The sequence below is a fragment of the Candidatus Hydrogenedentota bacterium genome, from assembly GCA_013359265.1.
GTDB lineage: Bacteria > Hydrogenedentota > Hydrogenedentia > Hydrogenedentales > SLHB01 > JABWCD01.
This window is the reverse complement of the sequence record JABWCD010000006.1, coordinates 262707-281755: the sequence shown is the minus strand read 5'-3', so window position 1 is coordinate 281755 and position 19049 is coordinate 262707. Positions and strand designations below refer to the sequence as shown.

Below are 19049 nucleotides of genomic sequence, written 5' to 3'. Positions count from 1 at the left end.
TGGAACGGGTTACGAGGAATCGCAACGCGCCCATCCTTCAATGCCACGGCCAGTATACCACCTTCACGCGTTCACCGCAACGCCGAACCGGCCAACCGGCGCTATATATTGTGGTCACAGCGGTGTCTAGCCGCACATAGCCGGTGTATCCGGGCATATCTTGTGGGCTGGAAACGCGAACCCCCGCGGCGGTACAGTCGTAGTCGGCTAACTCCAGTGCAACACGCCTTGGCCATACTGGTCTGTTTACGGCAATAAGGACTGTTTGTTATGACCGCTATTCAATCCGCCCCGGCGGTGGTCCTCGTCAGCGGGGGCCTCGATTCGTCCGTGCTTCTGCACCATGTCGTGCGGCAACTGCGCTGCGCGCCGGTTCATGCTGTCAGTTTCGATTACGGGCAGCGGCACGCGAAGGAACTTGACTGCGCGCATTGGCAGGCGGATGCGGCGGACGTCGCGGCGCAGCGCGTCATCGATGTGACGTTTCTCGGCGATCTCGTGAAAGGCGCGTCTGCGCTTGTGTCGGGTGGAAAAGTCGTGCCCGACTTGAGCGACTTGGAGACAGCGCAACTCGATCAACCTCCGACCTACGTGCCGAACCGCAACATGATCCTGTTATCGATTGCGGCGGCCTACGCTGAGACGCAGGGCATTCGCGATGTCTATTACGGCGCGCAGGCGCTCGATGAATACGGATATTGGGATTGCACGACCGAGTTCCTTGCGCGCGTAAACAACGTGTTGTCGCTGAATCGCCGCGAACCGGTTACAGTCCACGCGCCGTTCATTCACAAGAAGAAGGTCGAGTCGGTCCGTCTCGGCATCGAACTGGGCGTGAACTTTGGGTACACATGGTCGTGCTATCGCGGCGGGGAGAAGGCTTGCGGCACCTGCCCGACGTGCGTGGAGCGGTTGAAAGCCTTCGAGGAAGCGGGTGTGGCTGACCCGCTGCCGTATGCGAACAATCCCTAATCTCGTAGTCTCTTCAGTACCGGGATTCTAATCAAGCCTTGGTATGGAGTGCGGTAGCAGAGTGCGCCGCAGCCTTGCGAAGGCGGACGGCGCTACCGCTTTGGCTCACAACGCGCATTGTGCTCGAGTAAATCGACGCATCTCGTCGCACACCCGGCTCCGCCGCAAGTCAAAGCGGCAGCGCCGAAGACTCTGCTGCCGCACTCCATATTCGCACCGCGAAAAGTGATTGAAGAGGAAACAACGCAGCGCCCCTTCGTCTGCCGCGCCGTCTTTTGGTATTCTCCTCCTTTCCCGAGGGTTGTGCGATGCTTGCCAATCAAGTAGTGCTTATTACCGGGTGCTCGACCGGCATTGGCCGGGCGCTGGCGGTCGAATACGCCGCGCAGGGACATCGCGTGTTCGCGACTGCGCGTAAGCCGGAAACGTTGGGCGACATCGCGGGAACGAACATCGACACGCTTGCGCTCGATGTAACTGCCGTCGAGTCGATACGATCCGCGGTGGACGCCGTCGCTGCAAAGGCAGGCACAATCTCGATGCTCGTGAATAATGCCGGGTACGGGCAGATGGGGCCGATCCTCGATGTGACGGCGGATCAGGTGCGCGCGCAGTTCGAGACGAACATCGTGGGTGCGATCGAGATGATGAAGGCGGTCGCGCCACACATGATCGCCGCCAAACGCGGGCGCATTGTGAATATCGGCAGTGTGTCGGGAATTTTGACCACGCCGTTTGCGGGGGTGTATTGCGCGTCAAAAGCGGCTCTGCATTCGATCTCGGAAGCGGCGCGGATGGAACTGGCGCCGTTCGGAATCGACGTCGTGATTGTGCAACCGGGAGGTGTGAAGTCGCGGTTCGGCGATACGGCGGCGGAACACGTCGTCATGAAAGACGATTCGCCGTACCAGCGGTTTGCGAAAGGAATCGGCGCTCGGGCGCGCGCGTCGCAAAAGCATTCGGAGTCGGCGGAGTTCGTCGCCAAACGCATCGTGGAGAGGACCACGCGCGAGGTGGCGCCGGCGGTTATTCGCGTGGGACACGGCGGGAACCTGTACCCTGCCCTGAAGCGATTGATGCCGGCGCGGATGTTGGACAGGATGTTGATGAAGCGGTTTGGACTACTGGGAAGCTGACGGTTTGGGAGTCAAGTCATGCTTGTTGTGCATGTGCATGTCGATGTGAAGCCGGGCTGCGAAGACGCGTTCCGCGCCGCGACAGTCGAGAACGCGCGGAACAGCGTGAAAGAGCCGGGCATCGCGCGGTTCGACGTAATTCAGCAGCAGGACGATGCGTCGAAGTTTGTGCTGGTGGAGGTGTATCGCACCGCGGACGATCCGGCGCGGCATAAGGAGACGGACCACTACAAGAAGTGGCGCGACGCAGTCGAGCCGATGATGGCGGCGCCGCGGAAGAGCGTGAAGTATGGGAATTGCTATCCGGAAGATAGTGGGTGGTAAGGCATAACAGATTTTCATTTGTACGCGAGACTCCACTCGCATAGGCCGTATAGGACCTATACGACCTATTTCCCAAATAACGCGAGAGAACAGTAGAAAGGTCAGGTTTTTCCTTCATGGCGGAGCAGTTTATTTTCACGATGCTTGGGTTGAACAAGCATTACGGCCAGAAACACGTACTCAAGGACATCTATCTCAGCTTTTATCCCGGCGCGAAAATCGGCATTGTCGGCGAGAACGGGTCGGGTAAATCGACCGTATTGCGCATTATGGCGGGGATGGACGACGAGTTCATCGGGCGCGCTGAAATCACGAAGGGATTTCGCGCGGGGATCGTGCCGCAGGAGCCGGTGTTCGATCTCGAGCAGACCGTGCGCGACGTGCTCGAATCGGCGTTTGCGAACACGACGGCGCTGTTGCGCGAATACGAGGCGTTGACCGCGAAGATGGGCGAGGAGATGTCCGATGACGAGATGCAGGCGGCCATCGATCGCATGGGCGTGTTGCAGGACAAACTCGATGCGGCGGACGCGTGGAACCTCGAAACGCACATGGCCCACGCGAGCGAAGCGTTGTGCTTGCCGGACGACGACCGCGTCATTGGCACGCTGAGCGGCGGCGAGAAGCGGCGCGTGGCTCTGTGCAAGGCGCTGCTGGATAGGCCGGACCTGTTGCTGCTTGACGAGCCGACCAACCATCTCGATGCGGAAACGGTCGATTGGCTCGAACACCAACTCCGCGACTATCCGGGCACGGTGATCATCGTCACGCACGACCGCTATTTCCTCGACAACGTGACGAAGTGGATTCTCGAACTCGAGGGCGGGCACGGCATCCCCTGGGAAGGCAACTATTCGACGTGGCTCGAACAAAAATTGCTGAAGCTTTCCGCGGGCGAGAAGAAAGACTCGCGCGGGCGCGCGCTCGAGCACGAACTCGCGTGGATTCGCATGAGCAACAACGACCGGCAGGAATTGAGCCGATCGCGCCTCGCGCACTACGAACAACTGGTCGCGCGCGAGGCCGCCGCGAGCAAGCAGGACACGGCGGTGATCTCGGTCGCGCCCGGGCCGGAACTGGGCGACGACGTAATCGAATTCAAGAACGTGACGAAGCAGTTCGGCGATCAAGTGCTGTTCAAGGACGCGAGCTTCATCGTGCCGAAGGCGGCGGTGGTCGGTATTGTCGGCCCGAATGGGACCGGCAAAACAACCATGATGCGCATGATTGTCGGCAAGGAACAGGCGGACGCGGGCGAGGTGATGATCGGATCAACGGTATCGCTGTCGTACGTGGACCAGGAACGGTCTTCGTTCGAGGGCGGGAAGAGCCTGCTTGACGAAGTCAGCGGCGGCGCGGCGGAGGTCACGCTGGGCAAACAGAAGGTGCCGATCCGCCAATATCTCGCGCGATTCGGGTTCAAGGGCACGGACCAACAGAAGACGGTCGATGAGTTGTCCGGCGGCGAGCGCAACCGGTGCCACCTCGCGAAGCTGCTGAAAGAAGGCGGCAATGTCATCCTGCTCGACGAACCGACGAACGACCTTGACGTGAACACGCTTCGGCTGTTGGAAGAGGCAATCCAAAATTTCCGCGGCTGCGTGTTGCTGACGAGTCACGACCGCTTCTTTCTCGATCGCATATGCACGCACTTGATCGTCTTCGAGGGCGAGGGCAATGTGCGGTGGTTCACGGGGAATTTCAAAGAGTACGAGGACTGGCGCATGAAAGAGATGGGAACGAAGTTGTTTGAAAATCGAAGAAGCAGGTACCGGAAGCTGGTGAAGAAGTAGGTGGCCGGAACTAAGAGCAAAGCAGAGCTTTTCAAGAGTGCGTTCCCAAATGGAAATTTGGGAACGAGAAGGACAACTGCACCATGAAACGAATGATCGTGACGATATTGTTTGTGGGTTTATGTGCGCGAGCGGAGATTGACCTTTCTGGCGCAGCCGTTCGTGTTTCCGACCGCCCAGTTGGCAAACTGGAGGCCGTTTTCGCGCAGGTGCTAGTTGAAGAAATTGCGAAGCGAACCGGCCTCACACTGCCGATCGAAACTAAGGAATCCAACCGCCCAGCGATAAGGCTGCAAATTGTCTATAACGGTAAGTGGAATAGCTCAACAATTGGTTACGAAGGTTATCGAATCGAGACCTTCGCCAACAAAAACAGCGCGCCGGTAATTACGATAAGCAGTGTTTCGCAACGCGGGCTACTTTTCGGTATCGGACAGCTCCTTAGAAGTCTGGATTTCTCTGAAGGCAGCAAATTTGTTTCCGGCATCAACCTGACTTCGAAACCACGTTATTACATCCGCGGGCATCAGCTTGGCTATCGGCACGCGGCGAATTCGTGGGACGCGTGGAGCGTCGAGCAGTTCGACCAGTATATTCGCGAGTTGGCGCTGTTCGGCACGAACTGCATCGAGAACATTCCCTTCCAGGACGACCGCACGTCGCCGTTGATGAAAGTGCCGCGCGACGAGATGAACCTCGCGATGAGCGAGATTTGCGCGAAGTACGACCTAGATTATTGGGTGTGGACGCCCGCGGATTTCGATCTAAACGACGGAAAAATCCGCGCGGACCATTTGAAGAAGCATGAGGCGTTGTACAGGGCTTGTCCGCGTCTCGACGGCGTTTTTTTCCCGGGCGGCGATCCGGGCGACAACCACCCGAGCCTGGTGATGCCGTTCCTTGAGGATGTCGCGAAGCTGCTGCACAAGCACCATCCGAAAGCGGGACTGTGGATGTCGCTGCAGGGGTTCAACAAGGAGCAGGTCGATTACTTCTACGACTACATCAATCGCGAGCAGCCAAGGTGGTTCGCGGGCGTGGTTTCCGGCCCGAGCAGTCCTTCTATCGACGAGACGCGCCGCCGACTCGCACCGCAGTACAAACATCGCCACTATCCCGACATTACGCACAGCGTGCGCGCGCAGTATCCCGTGACGTGGTGGGACCCGGCGTTCGGCATGACGCTCGGGCGTGAGTGCATCAATCCGCGCCCGGTGTTCGAGGCGGCGCTGCACAATTATTACGCGCCGCACACCGACGGCTTTCTCACGTACTCCGACGGCGTGCATGACGACGTAAACAAAGCGATTTGGAGCCTGCGCGCGTGGGACCCGAATATGCCGGTGCGCGACGCGGTGCTCGAATACACTCGTCTGTTCTTCGGCGCGGACGTGGCAGAGCAGGCGGCGGACGGCATTCTCGCGCTGGAGAAGAATTGGGAAGGCCCGATCGGCGAAAACGGCGGCATAGACGCGACGCTTGCGTTGTGGGACGCGCTGGACGCAAAAGCGCCGGAGTTGCGCGACAACTGGCGCTGGCAGATGTGTCAACTGCGCGCGGTTTACGACGCGTACCAGCGGCACCGCAGCATGTATGAAGCGCAACTGGAGTCGAAAGCGAACGCGGCGATCTTGGCGCACCTCGACGACCCGGCGAAGGCGATGGAGGAGGCCACAGCGATTCTGACCCGCGCGGAGTCCAATCCGGTACGCGCCGACCTGCGCAAGCGAATCGACGCGTTGTGCGAGGCGCTCTTCCAAAGCGTCCAACTGCAAACGAGCGTGCCGAAGTACACAGCGAGCGGGACCGAACGGGGCGCCGTACTGGATATGGTGGACCGTCCGCTGAACAACCGCTGGTGGCTCGAAGACGAATTCAAGAAAGTACGCGAGCTTCCAACTGAAGAGGCGCAAGCCGCGCGGCTCAAGGAACTCGCAACCTGGGAAAACCCGGAGGGCTGCGTCTTTTACGATGACGTTGGCAACGTGAGCAAGTCGCAGCGCGTGTTACGCGGCGAGACGACCGACACCGACCCCACACGCATACGCAGTCTCAACCCCGATCATGTGTGGAAAGACAATGGCCTGTGCCGCGACCGCATTTCGTGGCTGACCTACATGGACTGGCCGGTGGGCGTGCGGTATCCGGTCGAACCGGGTGGGACATATGTCTTGCGCATGTCCGGCCAGGGCGAGGCGTTGACGAAAGTCGACGGCGAGCGCGTCGAGCCGACCAAGTACGGAAAACTGCCCGGCGAAATCAAAGAGTTTCCCGTACCCGCGAAGGCGACTGAGGATGGCGCTATTGTCGTGACGTGGGACGTGCCGAACGAGGAGCACCTCAACTGGCGTCAACGGTCGCGATTGAACGAGATTTGGCTGATCAAGAAGTAGCGCATGATTTCGATTCGCGACGAACAACCCGGCGATGCGGATGCGGTCCGCGCGGTGAACGATGCGGCGTTCGGGCAGACGACGGAAGGCTGCATTGTCGATGCGCTGCGCGTGAACTGTGATCGGCTTGTGTCGCTGGTGGCTGTCGATGGCGACGCGATTGTTGGGCATATACTGTTCAGTCCGGTGGAGCTGCGATCGGACGCTGCCGCCCCCGAAACAAGTTTCAGTACACGCTATCCGGTTGCCGGTATGGGCCTGGCGCCCTTGGCGGTAACGCCGGCGTATCAGCGTCGTGGAATTGGTTCGATGCTGGTGCGCGAAGGGCTGGCGCGGGTGCGGGCGATGGGTGCGCCGTACGTAGTCGTGTTGGGGCATGCGGACTATTACCCACGGTTCGGGTTCTGCAGCGCCTCCACTTTCGGCGTGAGGTGCCCGTGGGACGTGCGGGACGAATCGTTCATGCTGATGGAATCGCAGAAGGGCGCATTACAGCGACTGGGCGGGGTCGTCTATTACAGGCCGGAGTTCGACGCGGCGGTGTGAGGGAAATTGAATTGCCGCGACACATGCGGCACGAACGTGCAGCCGGTGTACGAGTGTTCGATTACGATTACGAGCACGAGCACGAGAATGTTTGCGCATTGGGCCGTAACCGGCGGAATTAGCCGCGGCATCTGCCGTGCTCCGCGCGGATACCTGTGGTGTCCGCGTGAATGGTACAATAGCTTCAAGTAGGTAAAGACCCATGCGCGAGCAGTTTGCAAGACTCTTGAAGCACATGCGCAAGCACATGCCGGGCGCGGACCTGGATATTGTGCGCAAGGCGTATCGCGTGGCGAATGATGCGCATTTGGGCATGGAGCGCGATTCCGGCGAACCGTACATTTCCCACCCGCTCGAGGTGGCGCGGATTCTCGCCAACCTCAATCTGGACCCGGTCACCGTTGCGGCGGGACTGTTGCATGACGTGCTCGAAGACACGCGCGTGTCGCGCACGGAACTGGTCCGCGAATTCGGCGAGGAAATCGCCGCGCTGGTCGACGGGGTCAGCAAGATCAAGTCGATGAAATGGACCGAGTCGCAGCCGACGCAGATGGAGAAGCAGGCGGAGAACCTGCGCAAGATGTTGGTCGCGACGGCGAAGGACGTGCGCGTCATTCTCATCAAGCTTGCGGACCGGCTGCACAACATGCGCACGATAGCGTATCTGCGCGATAAGAAGCGCGTCGAACGCATCTGCCGCGAGACGTTCGACATCTATGCGCCGCTTGCGCACCGTCTCGGTATCGCGGCATGGAAGTGGGAACTGGAGGACCACGCGTTCCACCACCTGAACCCGACGGAATACAAGCACATCGCCGCGCACGTGGCCATGAAACGGCACGAGCGCGAGGCGTGGCTCAAAGAGACGATCGCGTATCTCGAAGCGAGGCTGGCGGAGGCGGAAATCAGCGCGCGCGTAATTGGCCGGCCGAAGCACCTCTACAGTATCTACCGCAAGATGCTGCAACAGAACAAGCACTTTGACGAAGTGATGGACATCCTTGCCGTGCGCATCATCACGCAGACGGTCTCGGGGTGTTACAACGCGCTCGGGGTTGTACACCAATGGCCGCCCGTACCGGGCCGGTTCAAAGACTACATCGCCATGCCGAAGGCGAACATGTACCAGTCTATTCACACGGTCGTCATGCGCGAGAACGGGTTGCCGCTCGAAATCCAGATTCGCACGGAGGACATGGACCGTGTCGCGCGCGAAGGCATCGCGGCGCACTGGGTCTACAAGGACGGAAAGACCGACCCGAAATTCGATGGGCAATTGCGCTGGCTGCGGCAGATGTACGAATGGCTGCAGGACGTCCACGGGCCCGACGAAGTCATCGACACGATACGCCGCGACGTAGGCAGGCCCGACATCTATGTGTTCACGCCGAAGGGCGAAGTGAAGGAACTGGCGGAAGGCGCGACGCCACTCGACTTCGCGTACCACGTGCACTCGGATATCGGGCACCACTGCATTGGCGCGCGTGTGAACGGTAAGCTCGTGCCGTTGCGGTACAACCTGCAGACCGGCGACGTCGTCGAGATTTTGACATCACGCTCGCAGACGCCGCACCTCGACTGGCTGGATGTTGTCGTGACCGGCAAGGCGCGGACGCGCATCCGGCAGAAGCTGCGCGAACTCGGCGAACTCGAACCGCTCGAAGCGCAATTGCGGCGCGACGTAGTCCGCGTATTGCCGGAATCGCGGCCAAAGGTCAAGCACGTCGACGACGCGACCCGCGAGAAGCTCATTCGCGTCGACGGCAACAAGGGCATTCAGGTGCAGTTCGCAAAGTGCTGCACGCCGATGCCGGGCCACGCCGTGATCGGCTACGCGACGAAAACGCCGGGAATCACGATTCACCGCGCGGACTGCCCGAACTTCGCGAAGACCAAGCGCGATTCGTCGCGCATTATCGCGGCGTCGTGGGCGGGAGACGACCACATCGAGATCGGGATGCGCGTCACCACGGGGCAACGACCCAACATGCTCGCCGATATCACCAACGCCATTCGCCCGATGAATATCAGCATCACGCGCGCGCAGTTCCATCCCGGCGACAACGGCAAGAGTCTGTTCGAGTTTGTGTTCGAGGCGCCGGACCGCGATAGTGTCGCGCGCGTGGCCGCTACGCTGCGCCAGGTGCCTGGGGTCGTCGAAGTCCAGAGTGTGCCGATGTCCGCCTTCACCCTCATGAAGGTGTCATGACGCGGCGAAACGCTACCGTGGAAGCGTCATCGCGCTTCCAGCTCACCAGTGATTTCAACCCGGAGGGCGACCAGCCGCAGGCGATCGAAGAGTTGGTGCGCGGCCTCAAGGAAGGCTTGCGTCACCAGGTCCTGCTCGGCGTGACCGGTTCCGGCAAGACGTTCACGGTTGCGAACGTCGTCGCTCGGGTGAACCGGCCCGCGCTGGTCATCGCGCCGAACAAGATACTCGCCGCGCAACTTTACAGCGAGTTCAAGCAGCTCTTTCCCGAAAACGCCGTCGAGTATTTTGTGAGTTACTACGACTATTACCAGCCCGAGGCGTACGTGCCCACGACCGACACCTACATCGAAAAGGAATCGTCGATCAATGACGAGATCGACAAGATGCGCCACGCCGCTACGCGGTCGCTGATGACGCGGCGCGACGTGCTGATCGTCGCGAGCGTGTCGTGCATTTACGGCATTGGTTCTCCGGAAACGTACGGCGCGCTGCGCGTCGAAGTCGCGCCGGGCGACACCATGCCGCGCGAGGACCTCATCGCGGGCCTCATTGCGATGCAGTACGCGCGCAACGATACGGACTTTTATCGCGGGACCTTCCGTGTGCGCGGCGACACGGTGGACGTGTTTCCCGCGTACGAAGCGGAGATCGCGCTGCGCATCGAGTATTTCGGCGACGACATCGAGTCAGTATACGAGATCGATCCGTTGCGCGGGGTAGTTAAGCGCAAGTTGCGCCGCATCGCCATCTATCCCGGCTCGCATTACGCGACGACACAGGACACGTTGCAGCGCGCGATCAAAGGTATCGAGTTCGAGTTGGAAGAACGGCTCAAGGAACTAAATGCCGAGAAACGGCTGCTCGAAGCGCAGCGCCTCGCACAGCGCACGCGGTACGACATGGAGATGCTCTCGGAAGTCGGCTATTGCACCGGCATCGAGAACTATTCGCGGCATCTCGACGGGCGCATGCCCGGCGAGGCGCCCTACACATTGCTGAATTACTTTCCCGACGACTTCGTAGTGATTATCGATGAAAGCCACATCACCGTCCCGCAGTTGGAGGCGATGTTCAAGGGTGACCGTAGCCGCAAGGACAAACTCGTCGAGTATGGGTTTCGCCTGCCCTGCGCGCGCGACAACCGGCCGCTGAAGTTTGCCGAGTTCGCCGATCTCGCGGGGCAATGTATCTACGTCAGCGCGACGCCGGGCGACTACGAGCTCGAGAGAAGCGGCGGCCTGATTGTCGAGCAAGTCGTGCGCCCGACGGGCCTAATCGATCCCGAGGTCGAGGTGCGGCCCGCGTCGAACCAGGTGGACGATCTGCTTGACGAACTGCGCAACGTCGCGCAGCGCGGCGACCGAGCACTTGTGACAACGCTTACGAAGCGCATGGCGGAAGACCTGACGGATTACCTGCGCGACTTGAACGTGCGCGTCAAGTACATGCATTCCGACGTCGAGACGTTGGAGCGAATCGAACTCGTCCGCGGACTGCGCGCGGGCGACTACGACGTGCTCGTCGGAATCAACCTCTTGCGCGAAGGTCTCGACATGCCCGAAGTCACACTGGTCGCGATCCTTGACGCGGACAAGGAAGGCTATCTGCGGTCGGAAACGAGTCTGATTCAAACGTGCGGGCGCGCCGCGCGCAATGTGAACGGGCGCGTTATCATGTACGCGGACACTGTGACAGGATCGATGCGGCGCGCGCTCGACGAGATGGCCCGCCGCCGCGTGAAGCAGCTTGCGTACAACAAGCGGCATGCTATCACGCCCCGTACGGTGCAAAAGGCGATCGCGGACATTCTCGGCAGCATCCACGAACGCGACTACGTGACCGTGTCAAAAGCGGCGGAGGAGCAGGACCTGTACCTTCCGTCGTTTAATTTGAAGAAGACCATTCAAGAGCTGAAGCGCAAAATGAAAGAGGCGGCCGACCGGATGGAGTTCGAGAAGGCCGTCGAATACCGTGACCGCCTGTTGGCGCTCGAACGCAGGCAGATCGAAGAGGGACTGTGAGATTCTGGATTTTGGATTTTGGATTTTGGATTTTGGCGTGCTTCCGCGCGTCGTGGCGCGAGGCCGAAGTTGCTGTTCGCAATGCGGCGAAGTACGTCAAGGCCGATGACGAACGGCATCGAGTCAATCCAAAATCCGAAATCCGAAATCCGAAATTCCTCGCCACGTTCTACGCTGCGTCGTTTTTGCTCGCCGTATGCGGCGCGGCGCCGTGCGCGGACGCGCAACAACCCAATATCGGGCTGGCGCCGAAAGAGGCGGCGAAGGAGAAGCCCGCGGACGAAACGAAGACGGATGAGGCTGGCGCCGAGCGGTCGTTGGTGGACCGCCTGCAGGCGCTAGACGTACGCGAGCGCCTGGCGCAATTGATGCTCGTCACGTTGGAGGGGTCGCCGGGTCCGAACTCGAGCGATCGGGATTTTCTGCTGCGGTACACGCCCGGCGGTGTGATCATTCCGCGCGTACTCAAGCCGGTGACCGCGGTGGACTACATCACGCGGTTGCGCGGCATGCCACTCGAAGCGGCGACGGGAATTCCGCTGTTGATCGGCACCAATCTCTACAGCCTGCCCAAGCCAACCAACGACCTCATGCCGACCACGTTCGTGCCCATGCCGACGCTGATGGCGGTCGCGGCGGCGAACGACCCGGACGTGACGCAACGTCTTTCGGTGTTGGTGGCGGGGCACCTCAAGGCGATGGGATTCAATTTCCATCTCGGTCCCGCGCTCACGCTTGCGCCGTCGCTTCCCGAGATCAAGGGTTCGCTCGAATGTCTGGGGAGCGATCCGCGGTTCGTCGCGGAAAGTGGGACCGCGATTCTGAAGACGCTCGAGGACAATGGCATTCTCGCGCTGCCAATGGGTTTTCCAGGCGGCGGCGCCAACAAACAGGGCCAAGGCCCGCCGGTGTTGCTGACGCCTTCCGCGCAATTGGACGCGCAAGACCTGCTTCCGTACAAACGGGCGATTGAACAAGGGACGTCTATCATCCACGTCGGCAACATTCTCGTGCCGACGCTCGGCGGCGACGACGTGCCCGCGAGCATGTCGGCGGTGGTGATGCGCGATTTGCTACGCGAGCGGCTGGGGTTCGAAGGTGTCATTGTCGCCGGCCCGATGGATGCGCAGGAAATCGCGTTGAAATACGATCCGTCGGTCGCCGCTGAAACGGCGCTCGCCGCAGGCGCGGATATGCTGCTGTGGAACCAGGCGGGCCGCCGCGTGATGCGCACCGTGGACGTTATTGCGGCAGCCATTGCGGACCGCCGGATACCGCAGGAGACCGTGGATGCGGCGCTTGGCCGTGTCATGCGACTCAAGCAAGACGAAAACCTCGCAGGCCGGCCAATGCCCGTCGTGAAGGAGGCCGAAGCGCTGTCAAAGAAGCGCGACTACCCCGACGAAGTGTACGAACTGGAGCGGCGTTCGATAACGCTCGTGCAAAATCGGAACAATGTTCTCCCGCTGAACAAGGCCAAATCCATGCCCGTCGGCGTCACGGGCGTGGCGGGCGTCGATGCGCTCAAGGCCGCACTCGAGAAATACCTGAAACATGTGTCGAGCCAGGAAATCGCCACAGCCAAGCACGGTGGCGAAATATTCGACTTCGAGATCGATCGAATTACGAAGCACATCATGGGCATGCGCACGGTAGTCGTGGTGCTTACACCAAACATGCGCGTGAGCAGCCAGACGCGATTGATTTCCGCGCTGCAGGGGCGCGGCATTGCGGTTGTCGTCGTGTTGCTGGGATATCCCGACACGTTGCCAAAACTCAGCGGCGCCGAGGCGATCGTATTGTCGTACTGCAAACCGGAACAAACGGAGATCAGCATGCGGGCGGTCGCGGACGTGTTGGTCGGGCAGGCGCCGGTCGGTGTGCTGCCGATGCTGTACGAAATCAAGGCGACGGCGGGAACGCCCGCCACGTTTAGCGTGCTCGATATTGTCCGCGCGCCCGCGGGTATGTTGCCGGTGACGGTCGAGCCGCCGTACGTTGCCGGCTTGGCCGTGCCCTACGATCCGACATTTTCGCTCACGAAAACGTTTTGGGATTTCGGCGACGGCGCGAAGTCGAAAGAGTTGCGCGCGGAGCACACGTTTAACTCGCCGGGGCGTTATCCGGTTACTTTGACCGTGCAGGACAAGAAAAAACACTCGACCACACGTACGTTCTATGCGGTGGTCGAGTAACGATAGCAGTGTGCGAATCCGCTAGCAGCGCGTGGCAACAGTCCAAATACCGCAATTTGTAGCGTCCCGCTCTCTGTGGCGGGCGCGAATTTGGGCCGAACTTGGCCTCTCCGCGATTCGCCCGGCGCGGAGACCGGGCGCTACAGGATTTTTGCCACGGGCTGCTAGCCCGCGGCTCGAGTGCCCTCGAAGTATATCTCGCCGTTCGAGTGGATTTCCTCGCCCTCGAACCCGTCGCCGCTGAAGATTAGCTCGAACGTCTGTGGCTTCTCGCCGAGACTGGGAATGACAATGCTCAAGCGCAGGCGGCCCATCGAATCTCCAACTTTCCTGTAATCTACTTCGCTCGACTCGAACTTCCCGTCGGACGTTTCCACGATACCCTTCAGGCGTTCGCCGTCCGGTTCGATCGCGAGCTTTACTTTGCTTTCTTCGCCGCGCACGCTGGCCGTGACGTCCCAAGCTCCCAGTATCGGCTTTGGATCGTCGTACGGTGCGAGCACCAGCTTTGCCGTATCGATCAACTCGCCACGGATCGGAATATCTCCTAGCGGCGAGGAGATGACCCCTTCGCACTTTAGGTCAGCTATCTTCATCTGCCCGCGCACGGGTTCGCCCCCGATAAACGGCATATTGGTCGAGAACGAGAGGTTTGTCCCGTCGAACCGAACGCGGCGCACGTCGAGGGTGGCGCCCGGCATGAGAATCGCCAATCGCAGATCCTGCTCCTCATCCAGGAACAATCGCATGGTGGACTCGGTGTCTTGCCCTTCGTACGTCGTAATAATGTCCCAATCGCCGAGCATTGCCTTGATGGTCTCGGTCAATTGCCGCTCGGCCTCGGCGGTCCACTTCTTACCGGTCACTTTTCCTTCGCCAAACGGGATGGTGATAGAGCCCTCGAACGATTCGCCGGTCACCTTTACTGTGGTGCGCAGTGGCGTGTTTCCGGCCTGGCGCATGATGATTCCCCAACTCAGCGTGTCGCCTTCGAGCTGGACATCCAGCAGTTCGCGCGCCCCCGGGCCGCGCCCGCCGCCACCGCCTTGACCACGTCCGCCTCCCTGCGACCGCGCCACGCCGACCAGCGCCCCGTCCTTCAATTCGAATACCACGTCCGATTCGAGATCGCGGCCGTTGACATTGGTCACCATTTTCCACGTGCCGACGATGTCCTCGGGCCCCACCGCGTTCGCTGGCAACGGAAATGCGGCGAGCAACGCGACAATCACGGCGCCCTCGAGCGCCATGCGCGAGAAGTACTTCATGACGGAATCCCCATGTTTTGTTACACCGAAGCCAGCATCGATACTGTACCGCGCACATTGATCCGCCTTCAAGGCATCGACGGGATGCCGCGAAATTGACACGGCGGTCCTCGTCCCCTATTGTATCGGCTCTCCACCTTGGGCGGTGCAATGGACGCGGGAACGCGGGGGGATTATGGCGAAACCTTTCATCCGCAGAGCAGGTCAAAACCTGCGGACTAGAGTGGGTGCTCCACGCGCCAGCGTGGTGTGGCTGGATTGAACCCGGGCATCGCACGTTTTCAATGTTTCGCGACTTTCAAATTCGTTGGGCGCACGAGAACCTCAAGGTGCGCAAGACCCACAAACTGTCTTTCGTGCGCCAATGTGTCGCATTTCTGTTATCCAAGTCGGCACGGGAAATCCCCCACGCCGCTGGGAACGTCGAGTTCGACGTTACCCCCGTCATCGAGTACGGGGAACGCGTTATCCGGGAAATAAAATCGAGCGGCGGCAAGCTGACCCCGGAACAAATCACCAAGATGGCGGTACACAAGAACCTTTCCGCTTTCTATCTCAAGACCATCGCGCACGTCACGCATCACTTCCCGATCATCAACGGCTACCTCGAGTGGACGCCGATCCGCGACGGCGGACGTTTCCACGAGATGGAAGACATCGTCCCGCTGTTTACCGTGCATACCAAGCGCGGCGTGATGGGGCCGGTGATTCGGAACCCGCACAAGCGCACGCTGATTGACGTGGCAAACGAAATGCGGACGTTGACCCGCAAAGCCCGCCGCACCGACATGAACCAACTGTACCGTCAGATCGCCGCCGAACTGTTGAGCACCGCCGTGCGCGAATTGGACCTTTCGGGACTGCCGATGATGTGGCTCTGGCTGAAATCGATGTTGTGGCCCGCGCCCATTGACGAAGAAGTGAAAAACACGCCGGAAGAGGAAAGGCTCCAACCGAAAGACGTCATCGGTTCAACGATTACCATCGCGAATATCGGCATGTCGATCGACGGCTGGCAAACCGTGACCGTAATTCCGTCCCCGCACGTGTTCATGTGGGGCGTCGGGCTGACGCGCCTGATGCCGCGCGTCGTCAATGGCGAAATTGTCCCACGGCACGTAATGACGATTTGCGTGACGTTCGACCATCGCGCGATGGACGGCGGCCACATCTTCGATTTCGAGCGCGTGATGAACGGGTATTTCCAGCACCCCGAACGCATCTTCGAGTGGAAACCCGGGGACCCGGTTTAGCGCGCCGTTTTGGGGCTAGGCCTTTTTGACGCGCGGCCCGTCGGGCGTATCTTCCAACACCCATCCGGACGAGAGCAATTGGTCCCGAATTTCGTCCGCGCGCTTGAAATCCTTTGCGCGGCGCGCCTGCTGACGTTCGGCCACAAGCGCCGTGACGTCCGGGGGAACCTCTCCTTTCTCTTCCGCACCGAACAGCCCTGTCACGGCGTCCAACCGGTCGAGCAGTGTCAGGGCGCGGCGCGCGCCGTCCTTGCCGATGATATCGCTGTCGACCAGTTTGTTCGTCTCGCGAATGAAATCGAATACTGTGCCGATCGCGCCGGAGATATTCAGGTCGTCGTCGAGCGCCTCCCCGAATTGTTTTTCGCACGATGTATCCAGCTCGCCGAGGCCGTCGCCGGGCATGCGGACGTCCTCGAGGCGCCGCCGGAAATCGCGCACGCGCCGCAGTGATTCCGTCGCGGCCTCGAGTGCGTCGAACGTAAAATTACTCGGCTGCCTGTAATGCGTGGAAATAAGCGTCCAACGAATCGCCTTCGGGTCGTGCCCCTTCGCAAGAAGATCGCGCAACGTGTAGAAGTTGCCGAACGATTTGGACATCTTGCGCCCGTCCACAAACAGGTGCGCGCTGTGCAGCCAATACTTCACGAACGGTTTGCCCGTAGCGGCCTCCGACTGTGCAATCTCGTTTTCGTGGTGCGGAAACATGTTGTCGATGCCGCCGCAGTGAATGTCGAAGGACTCGCCAAGGTATTTCATGCTCATGCACGAACATTCGATGTGCCAGCCGGGTCTGCCCTTGCCGAGTTCGGTTTCCCAAAAGATCGCGCCGTCTTCGTCGTCGTACGCCTTCCACAACGCAAAATCGCGCGCATCCTCGGTTTCGTATTCGTCGGAGTCAACGCGGCCGCTTGCGCCCGTCTTGAGTTCGTCGAGCTTGAACTTGCTCAGTTGGCCGTACTTGGAGAACGTGCTCAGCTTGAAATAGATGCTGCCGTTGGCTTCGTAGGTGTGGCCATTGTCGCGCAGCTTCTTGATGATGTCAACCATCTCCGCGATGTGGTCCGTCGCGGCGGGATACACCTCCGCGCGTTCGACGCCAAGCGTATCGAGGTCCTCGAAGAACGCTTGCGCGAAGCGGCCCGTTAACGACTTGAGCGATTCGCCGGTTTCTCGGCACGTGCGGATGATCTTGTCTTCGACGTCGGTGAGGTTCATGACGTGGGTGAGCGCATAACCGCGGTACTTCAGGTGCCGTCGAAGCAAGTCCTCGAAGAGAAAGGTGCGCAGATTACCAATGTGCGCGAAGTTGTAGACCGTCGGCCCGCAGGTGTACAGCCCAACGCGGGGCGGGGCCAGCGGTTCGAATACTTCCTTGTTGCGCGTCATTGTGTTGAAAAAGCGGATTGGCATTACGGCGTGTCCCGTGGAATTCGCGGAATTGTATCGGTCGCGGGCGTCCGCTTCAATTGCCGGATCTGCGCTCCGTTTGCGCGGGTTTCGTCCGGCATGCATGATTCGGGAAGAAACCATAGACGGGTAGTTGCAGCGATGAATGTTATCCGGATGATTTTGCTCGTGCTGTTCTTTGGCCTTTCCGCGGCGGCCGCGCCCAAGGTCCGGGTCGAACCGGAATCGTTGGACTTCGGTACCCTTCAAGCGGGGACGAAATCGGAGAAATCGGTCACGATCCATAACGACGGGGACGCGCCGCTCATCGTACTGCGCGCCAAGGGAACGTGCACGTGCGCGACCATCGAGCCCCCAGAGGGCGAAGATGGAAGCATTCAGCCAGGCGCATCAGCGCAGGCGCCCGTACGATTCGACGCCACGGACCGTACCGGAAAGCAGTCGGCCGTTGTTGCCGTTACGACGAACGACCCGGGCCGGCCCGCGGTCACGATAAACGTCACGGCGGTTGTCGAGACCTTGGCCGTGCTGCGGCCGCCCAACGGCCTGCTGTGGCAGCAAGCCCCGCGTGGCGAAACGATTCGCCGCACGGTGGTTATCATTCCAGGCGATGCGGCACAAGACATCGAACTTGTAGACATCGCGTCAGACAACAAGCTGCTGACGCCCACGGCGGCCAAAGTGACGCGAAACGGTCACCACGCGATCGACGTGAAGTGCGCGCTTGCAAAGGACACGCCCCTCGGCGACTTTGCCGCAACCGTGACCGCACGCGTTCGGGTTGCCGGCCAAGAGACGACCATCGCCATTCCCGCGCGCGGCCTCGTCGTTGGCGACGTTATCGTCATGCCCCTCGAATTGCACTCGCCGCACAAGACGGTCAAACGCGGCGAAGCCATAGGCGAGATTCTCGTGCGCGCAAGCCGGGGAGGAGAGGCGCCGGCCATCGCTGCGCTGCAAACCGCCGGCCCCGTGACCGCGGAGTTGGAGCCCGTGCGCGGACAGGACCAGCATCGCGTCGTCGTGAGTGTCATGAAGGACGCGCCTTCAGGGCCGAACAGCGCCACGGTGTACATCATGACGTCGGGCAACGACCAGCCCGTCGCGGAGGTGCCGGTCTTCTTCAACGTAGCGCGCGGCGTTTTGATCGCCCCCGAACGCGTCGCGCTCGAATCCGGCCACGCGACGCAACGCATCGAGCTGCGCAACGACGCGGGCGCGCCGATGAAAATCTTGGGCCTGCAATTCGACACCGGAACGCTGCACGCAAAGGTTCTCGTCGATTCGCAACAGGGTGCGGACCAGCCGGCCTCAATCGAAGTATCGATTTTGAATCCCGCGTCGATTTCACTGAGCGGCACGTTATTGACGGTTGAAACCGACGTGCCCGGCGACGAGTCGATAGTAATTCCGGTGTTGATTCGACCGTAGGGGAATTGGCGGATAACGAACAGCGAATACAAGTACGATGAGTCATTCATCCCGCCGCCGATAGCCGCTCGATTTGAAACCTCCCGCGTCCGCCC

General features: G+C 60.5%; 14 protein-coding genes. 11 read left to right on the top strand and 3 right to left on the bottom strand.

The features are described 5' to 3' along the window. Window positions 1-270 precede the first annotated feature (270 nt). The 6 genes from queC (at window position 271) to HUU46_08185 (ending at window position 7164) form a co-directional block, all read left to right on the top strand. The gene (queC, locus tag HUU46_08210) at window positions 271-972 is read left to right on the top strand and encodes a 7-cyano-7-deazaguanine synthase QueC (GenBank protein NUM53611.1); all 702 of its coding nucleotides are present in this window, start codon (window positions 271-273) and stop codon (window positions 970-972) included. Between the two features lie 308 nt (window positions 973-1280). After that, window positions 1281-2108, top strand: coding sequence for an SDR family NAD(P)-dependent oxidoreductase (locus HUU46_08205; GenBank protein NUM53610.1), 828 nt, complete (start codon window positions 1281-1283; stop codon window positions 2106-2108). Window positions 2109-2126: 18 nt separating this feature from the next. Then, a complete protein-coding gene (locus tag HUU46_08200; protein ID NUM53609.1) occupies window positions 2127-2432 on the top strand; it encodes an antibiotic biosynthesis monooxygenase in 306 nt (101 codons plus the stop codon). Between the two features lie 116 nt (window positions 2433-2548). After that, window positions 2549-4225 carry an energy-dependent translational throttle protein EttA gene (gene ettA / locus HUU46_08195; GenBank protein NUM53608.1) on the top strand — a complete coding sequence of 559 codons (1677 nt, stop codon included), beginning with the start codon at window positions 2549-2551 and terminating at the stop codon, window positions 4223-4225. Window positions 4226-4308: 83 nt separating this feature from the next. Beyond that, window positions 4309-6618, top strand: a complete 2310-nt coding sequence (locus HUU46_08190; GenBank protein NUM53607.1) for a hypothetical protein — start codon at window positions 4309-4311, stop codon at window positions 6616-6618. A 6-nt stretch (window positions 6619-6624) separates the two neighbouring features. Then, window positions 6625-7164 carry an N-acetyltransferase gene (locus HUU46_08185; protein NUM53606.1) on the top strand — a complete coding sequence of 180 codons (540 nt, stop codon included), beginning with the start codon at window positions 6625-6627 and terminating at the stop codon, window positions 7162-7164. Here HUU46_08185 and HUU46_08180 read toward each other — a convergent pair. After that, complete coding sequence (locus HUU46_08180; GenBank protein ID NUM53605.1) at window positions 7134-7295, bottom strand: hypothetical protein; 162 nt, start codon at window positions 7293-7295, stop codon at window positions 7134-7136. The genes HUU46_08185 and HUU46_08180 overlap by 31 nt on opposite strands. 71 nt (window positions 7296-7366) lie before the next feature. Here HUU46_08180 and HUU46_08175 point away from each other — a divergent pair, with 71 nt between their 5' ends. From HUU46_08175 to HUU46_08165, 3 genes are read left to right on the top strand one after another with little or no spacing between them, the layout of a single operon-like run. Continuing rightward, the gene (locus HUU46_08175; protein NUM53604.1) at window positions 7367-9373 is read left to right on the top strand and encodes a bifunctional (p)ppGpp synthetase/guanosine-3',5'-bis(diphosphate) 3'-pyrophosphohydrolase; all 2007 of its coding nucleotides are present in this window, start codon (window positions 7367-7369) and stop codon (window positions 9371-9373) included. Further along, the gene (uvrB, locus tag HUU46_08170; protein ID NUM53603.1) at window positions 9370-11397 is read left to right on the top strand and encodes an excinuclease ABC subunit UvrB; all 2028 of its coding nucleotides are present in this window, start codon (window positions 9370-9372) and stop codon (window positions 11395-11397) included. The genes HUU46_08175 and uvrB overlap by 4 nt, the downstream gene beginning before the upstream one ends. After that, window positions 11394-13592: a PKD domain-containing protein gene (locus HUU46_08165; protein NUM53602.1), complete on the top strand. Its 2199-nt coding sequence runs from the start codon at window positions 11394-11396 to the stop codon at window positions 13590-13592. Before uvrB ends, HUU46_08165 begins: the two co-directional genes overlap by 4 nt. A 164-nt stretch (window positions 13593-13756) precedes the next feature. On the opposite strand, the gene HUU46_08160 is transcribed toward HUU46_08165, so the two are convergent. Beyond that, window positions 13757-14860 (bottom strand): hypothetical protein, encoded by a 1104-nt coding sequence (locus HUU46_08160; GenBank protein ID NUM53601.1) that lies wholly within the window; start codon window positions 14858-14860, stop codon window positions 13757-13759. 329 nt (window positions 14861-15189) lie between these two features. Here HUU46_08160 and HUU46_08155 point away from each other — a divergent pair, with 329 nt between their 5' ends. Further along, window positions 15190-16113, top strand: a complete 924-nt coding sequence (locus tag HUU46_08155) for a 2-oxo acid dehydrogenase subunit E2 (protein NUM53600.1) — start codon at window positions 15190-15192, stop codon at window positions 16111-16113. Window positions 16114-16128: 15 nt separating this feature from the next. On the opposite strand, the gene HUU46_08150 is transcribed toward HUU46_08155, so the two are convergent. After that, window positions 16129-17526, bottom strand: a complete 1398-nt coding sequence (locus HUU46_08150; protein NUM53599.1) for a cysteine--tRNA ligase — start codon at window positions 17524-17526, stop codon at window positions 16129-16131. A 138-nt stretch (window positions 17527-17664) separates the two neighbouring features. On the opposite strand from HUU46_08150, the gene HUU46_08145 reads away from it, so the two are divergent. Further along, entirely contained in the window at window positions 17665-18954 is a 1290-nt protein-coding gene (locus HUU46_08145; GenBank protein ID NUM53598.1) for a DUF1573 domain-containing protein, read from the top strand. The last annotated feature ends 95 nt before the right edge of the window (window positions 18955-19049 follow it).

Coding starts and splice junctions, on each gene's coding strand:
- queC (NUM53611.1), top strand. CDS start 271: ATGACCGCTATTCAATCCGCCCCGGCGGTGGTCCTCGTCAGCGGGGGC.
- HUU46_08205 (NUM53610.1), top strand. CDS start 1,281: ATGCTTGCCAATCAAGTAGTGCTTATTACCGGGTGCTCGACCGGCATT.
- HUU46_08200 (NUM53609.1), top strand. CDS start 2,127: ATGCTTGTTGTGCATGTGCATGTCGATGTGAAGCCGGGCTGCGAAGAC.
- ettA (NUM53608.1), top strand. CDS start 2,549: ATGGCGGAGCAGTTTATTTTCACGATGCTTGGGTTGAACAAGCATTAC.
- HUU46_08190 (NUM53607.1), top strand. CDS start 4,309: ATGAAACGAATGATCGTGACGATATTGTTTGTGGGTTTATGTGCGCGA.
- HUU46_08180 (NUM53605.1), bottom strand. CDS start 7,295: ATGCCGCGGCTAATTCCGCCGGTTACGGCCCAATGCGCAAACATTCTC.
- HUU46_08175 (NUM53604.1), top strand. CDS start 7,367: ATGCGCGAGCAGTTTGCAAGACTCTTGAAGCACATGCGCAAGCACATG.
- uvrB (NUM53603.1), top strand. CDS start 9,370: ATGACGCGGCGAAACGCTACCGTGGAAGCGTCATCGCGCTTCCAGCTC.
- HUU46_08160 (NUM53601.1), bottom strand. CDS start 14,860: ATGAAGTACTTCTCGCGCATGGCGCTCGAGGGCGCCGTGATTGTCGCG.
- HUU46_08150 (NUM53599.1), bottom strand. CDS start 17,526: ATGCCAATCCGCTTTTTCAACACAATGACGCGCAACAAGGAAGTATTC.
- HUU46_08145 (NUM53598.1), top strand. CDS start 17,665: ATGAATGTTATCCGGATGATTTTGCTCGTGCTGTTCTTTGGCCTTTCC.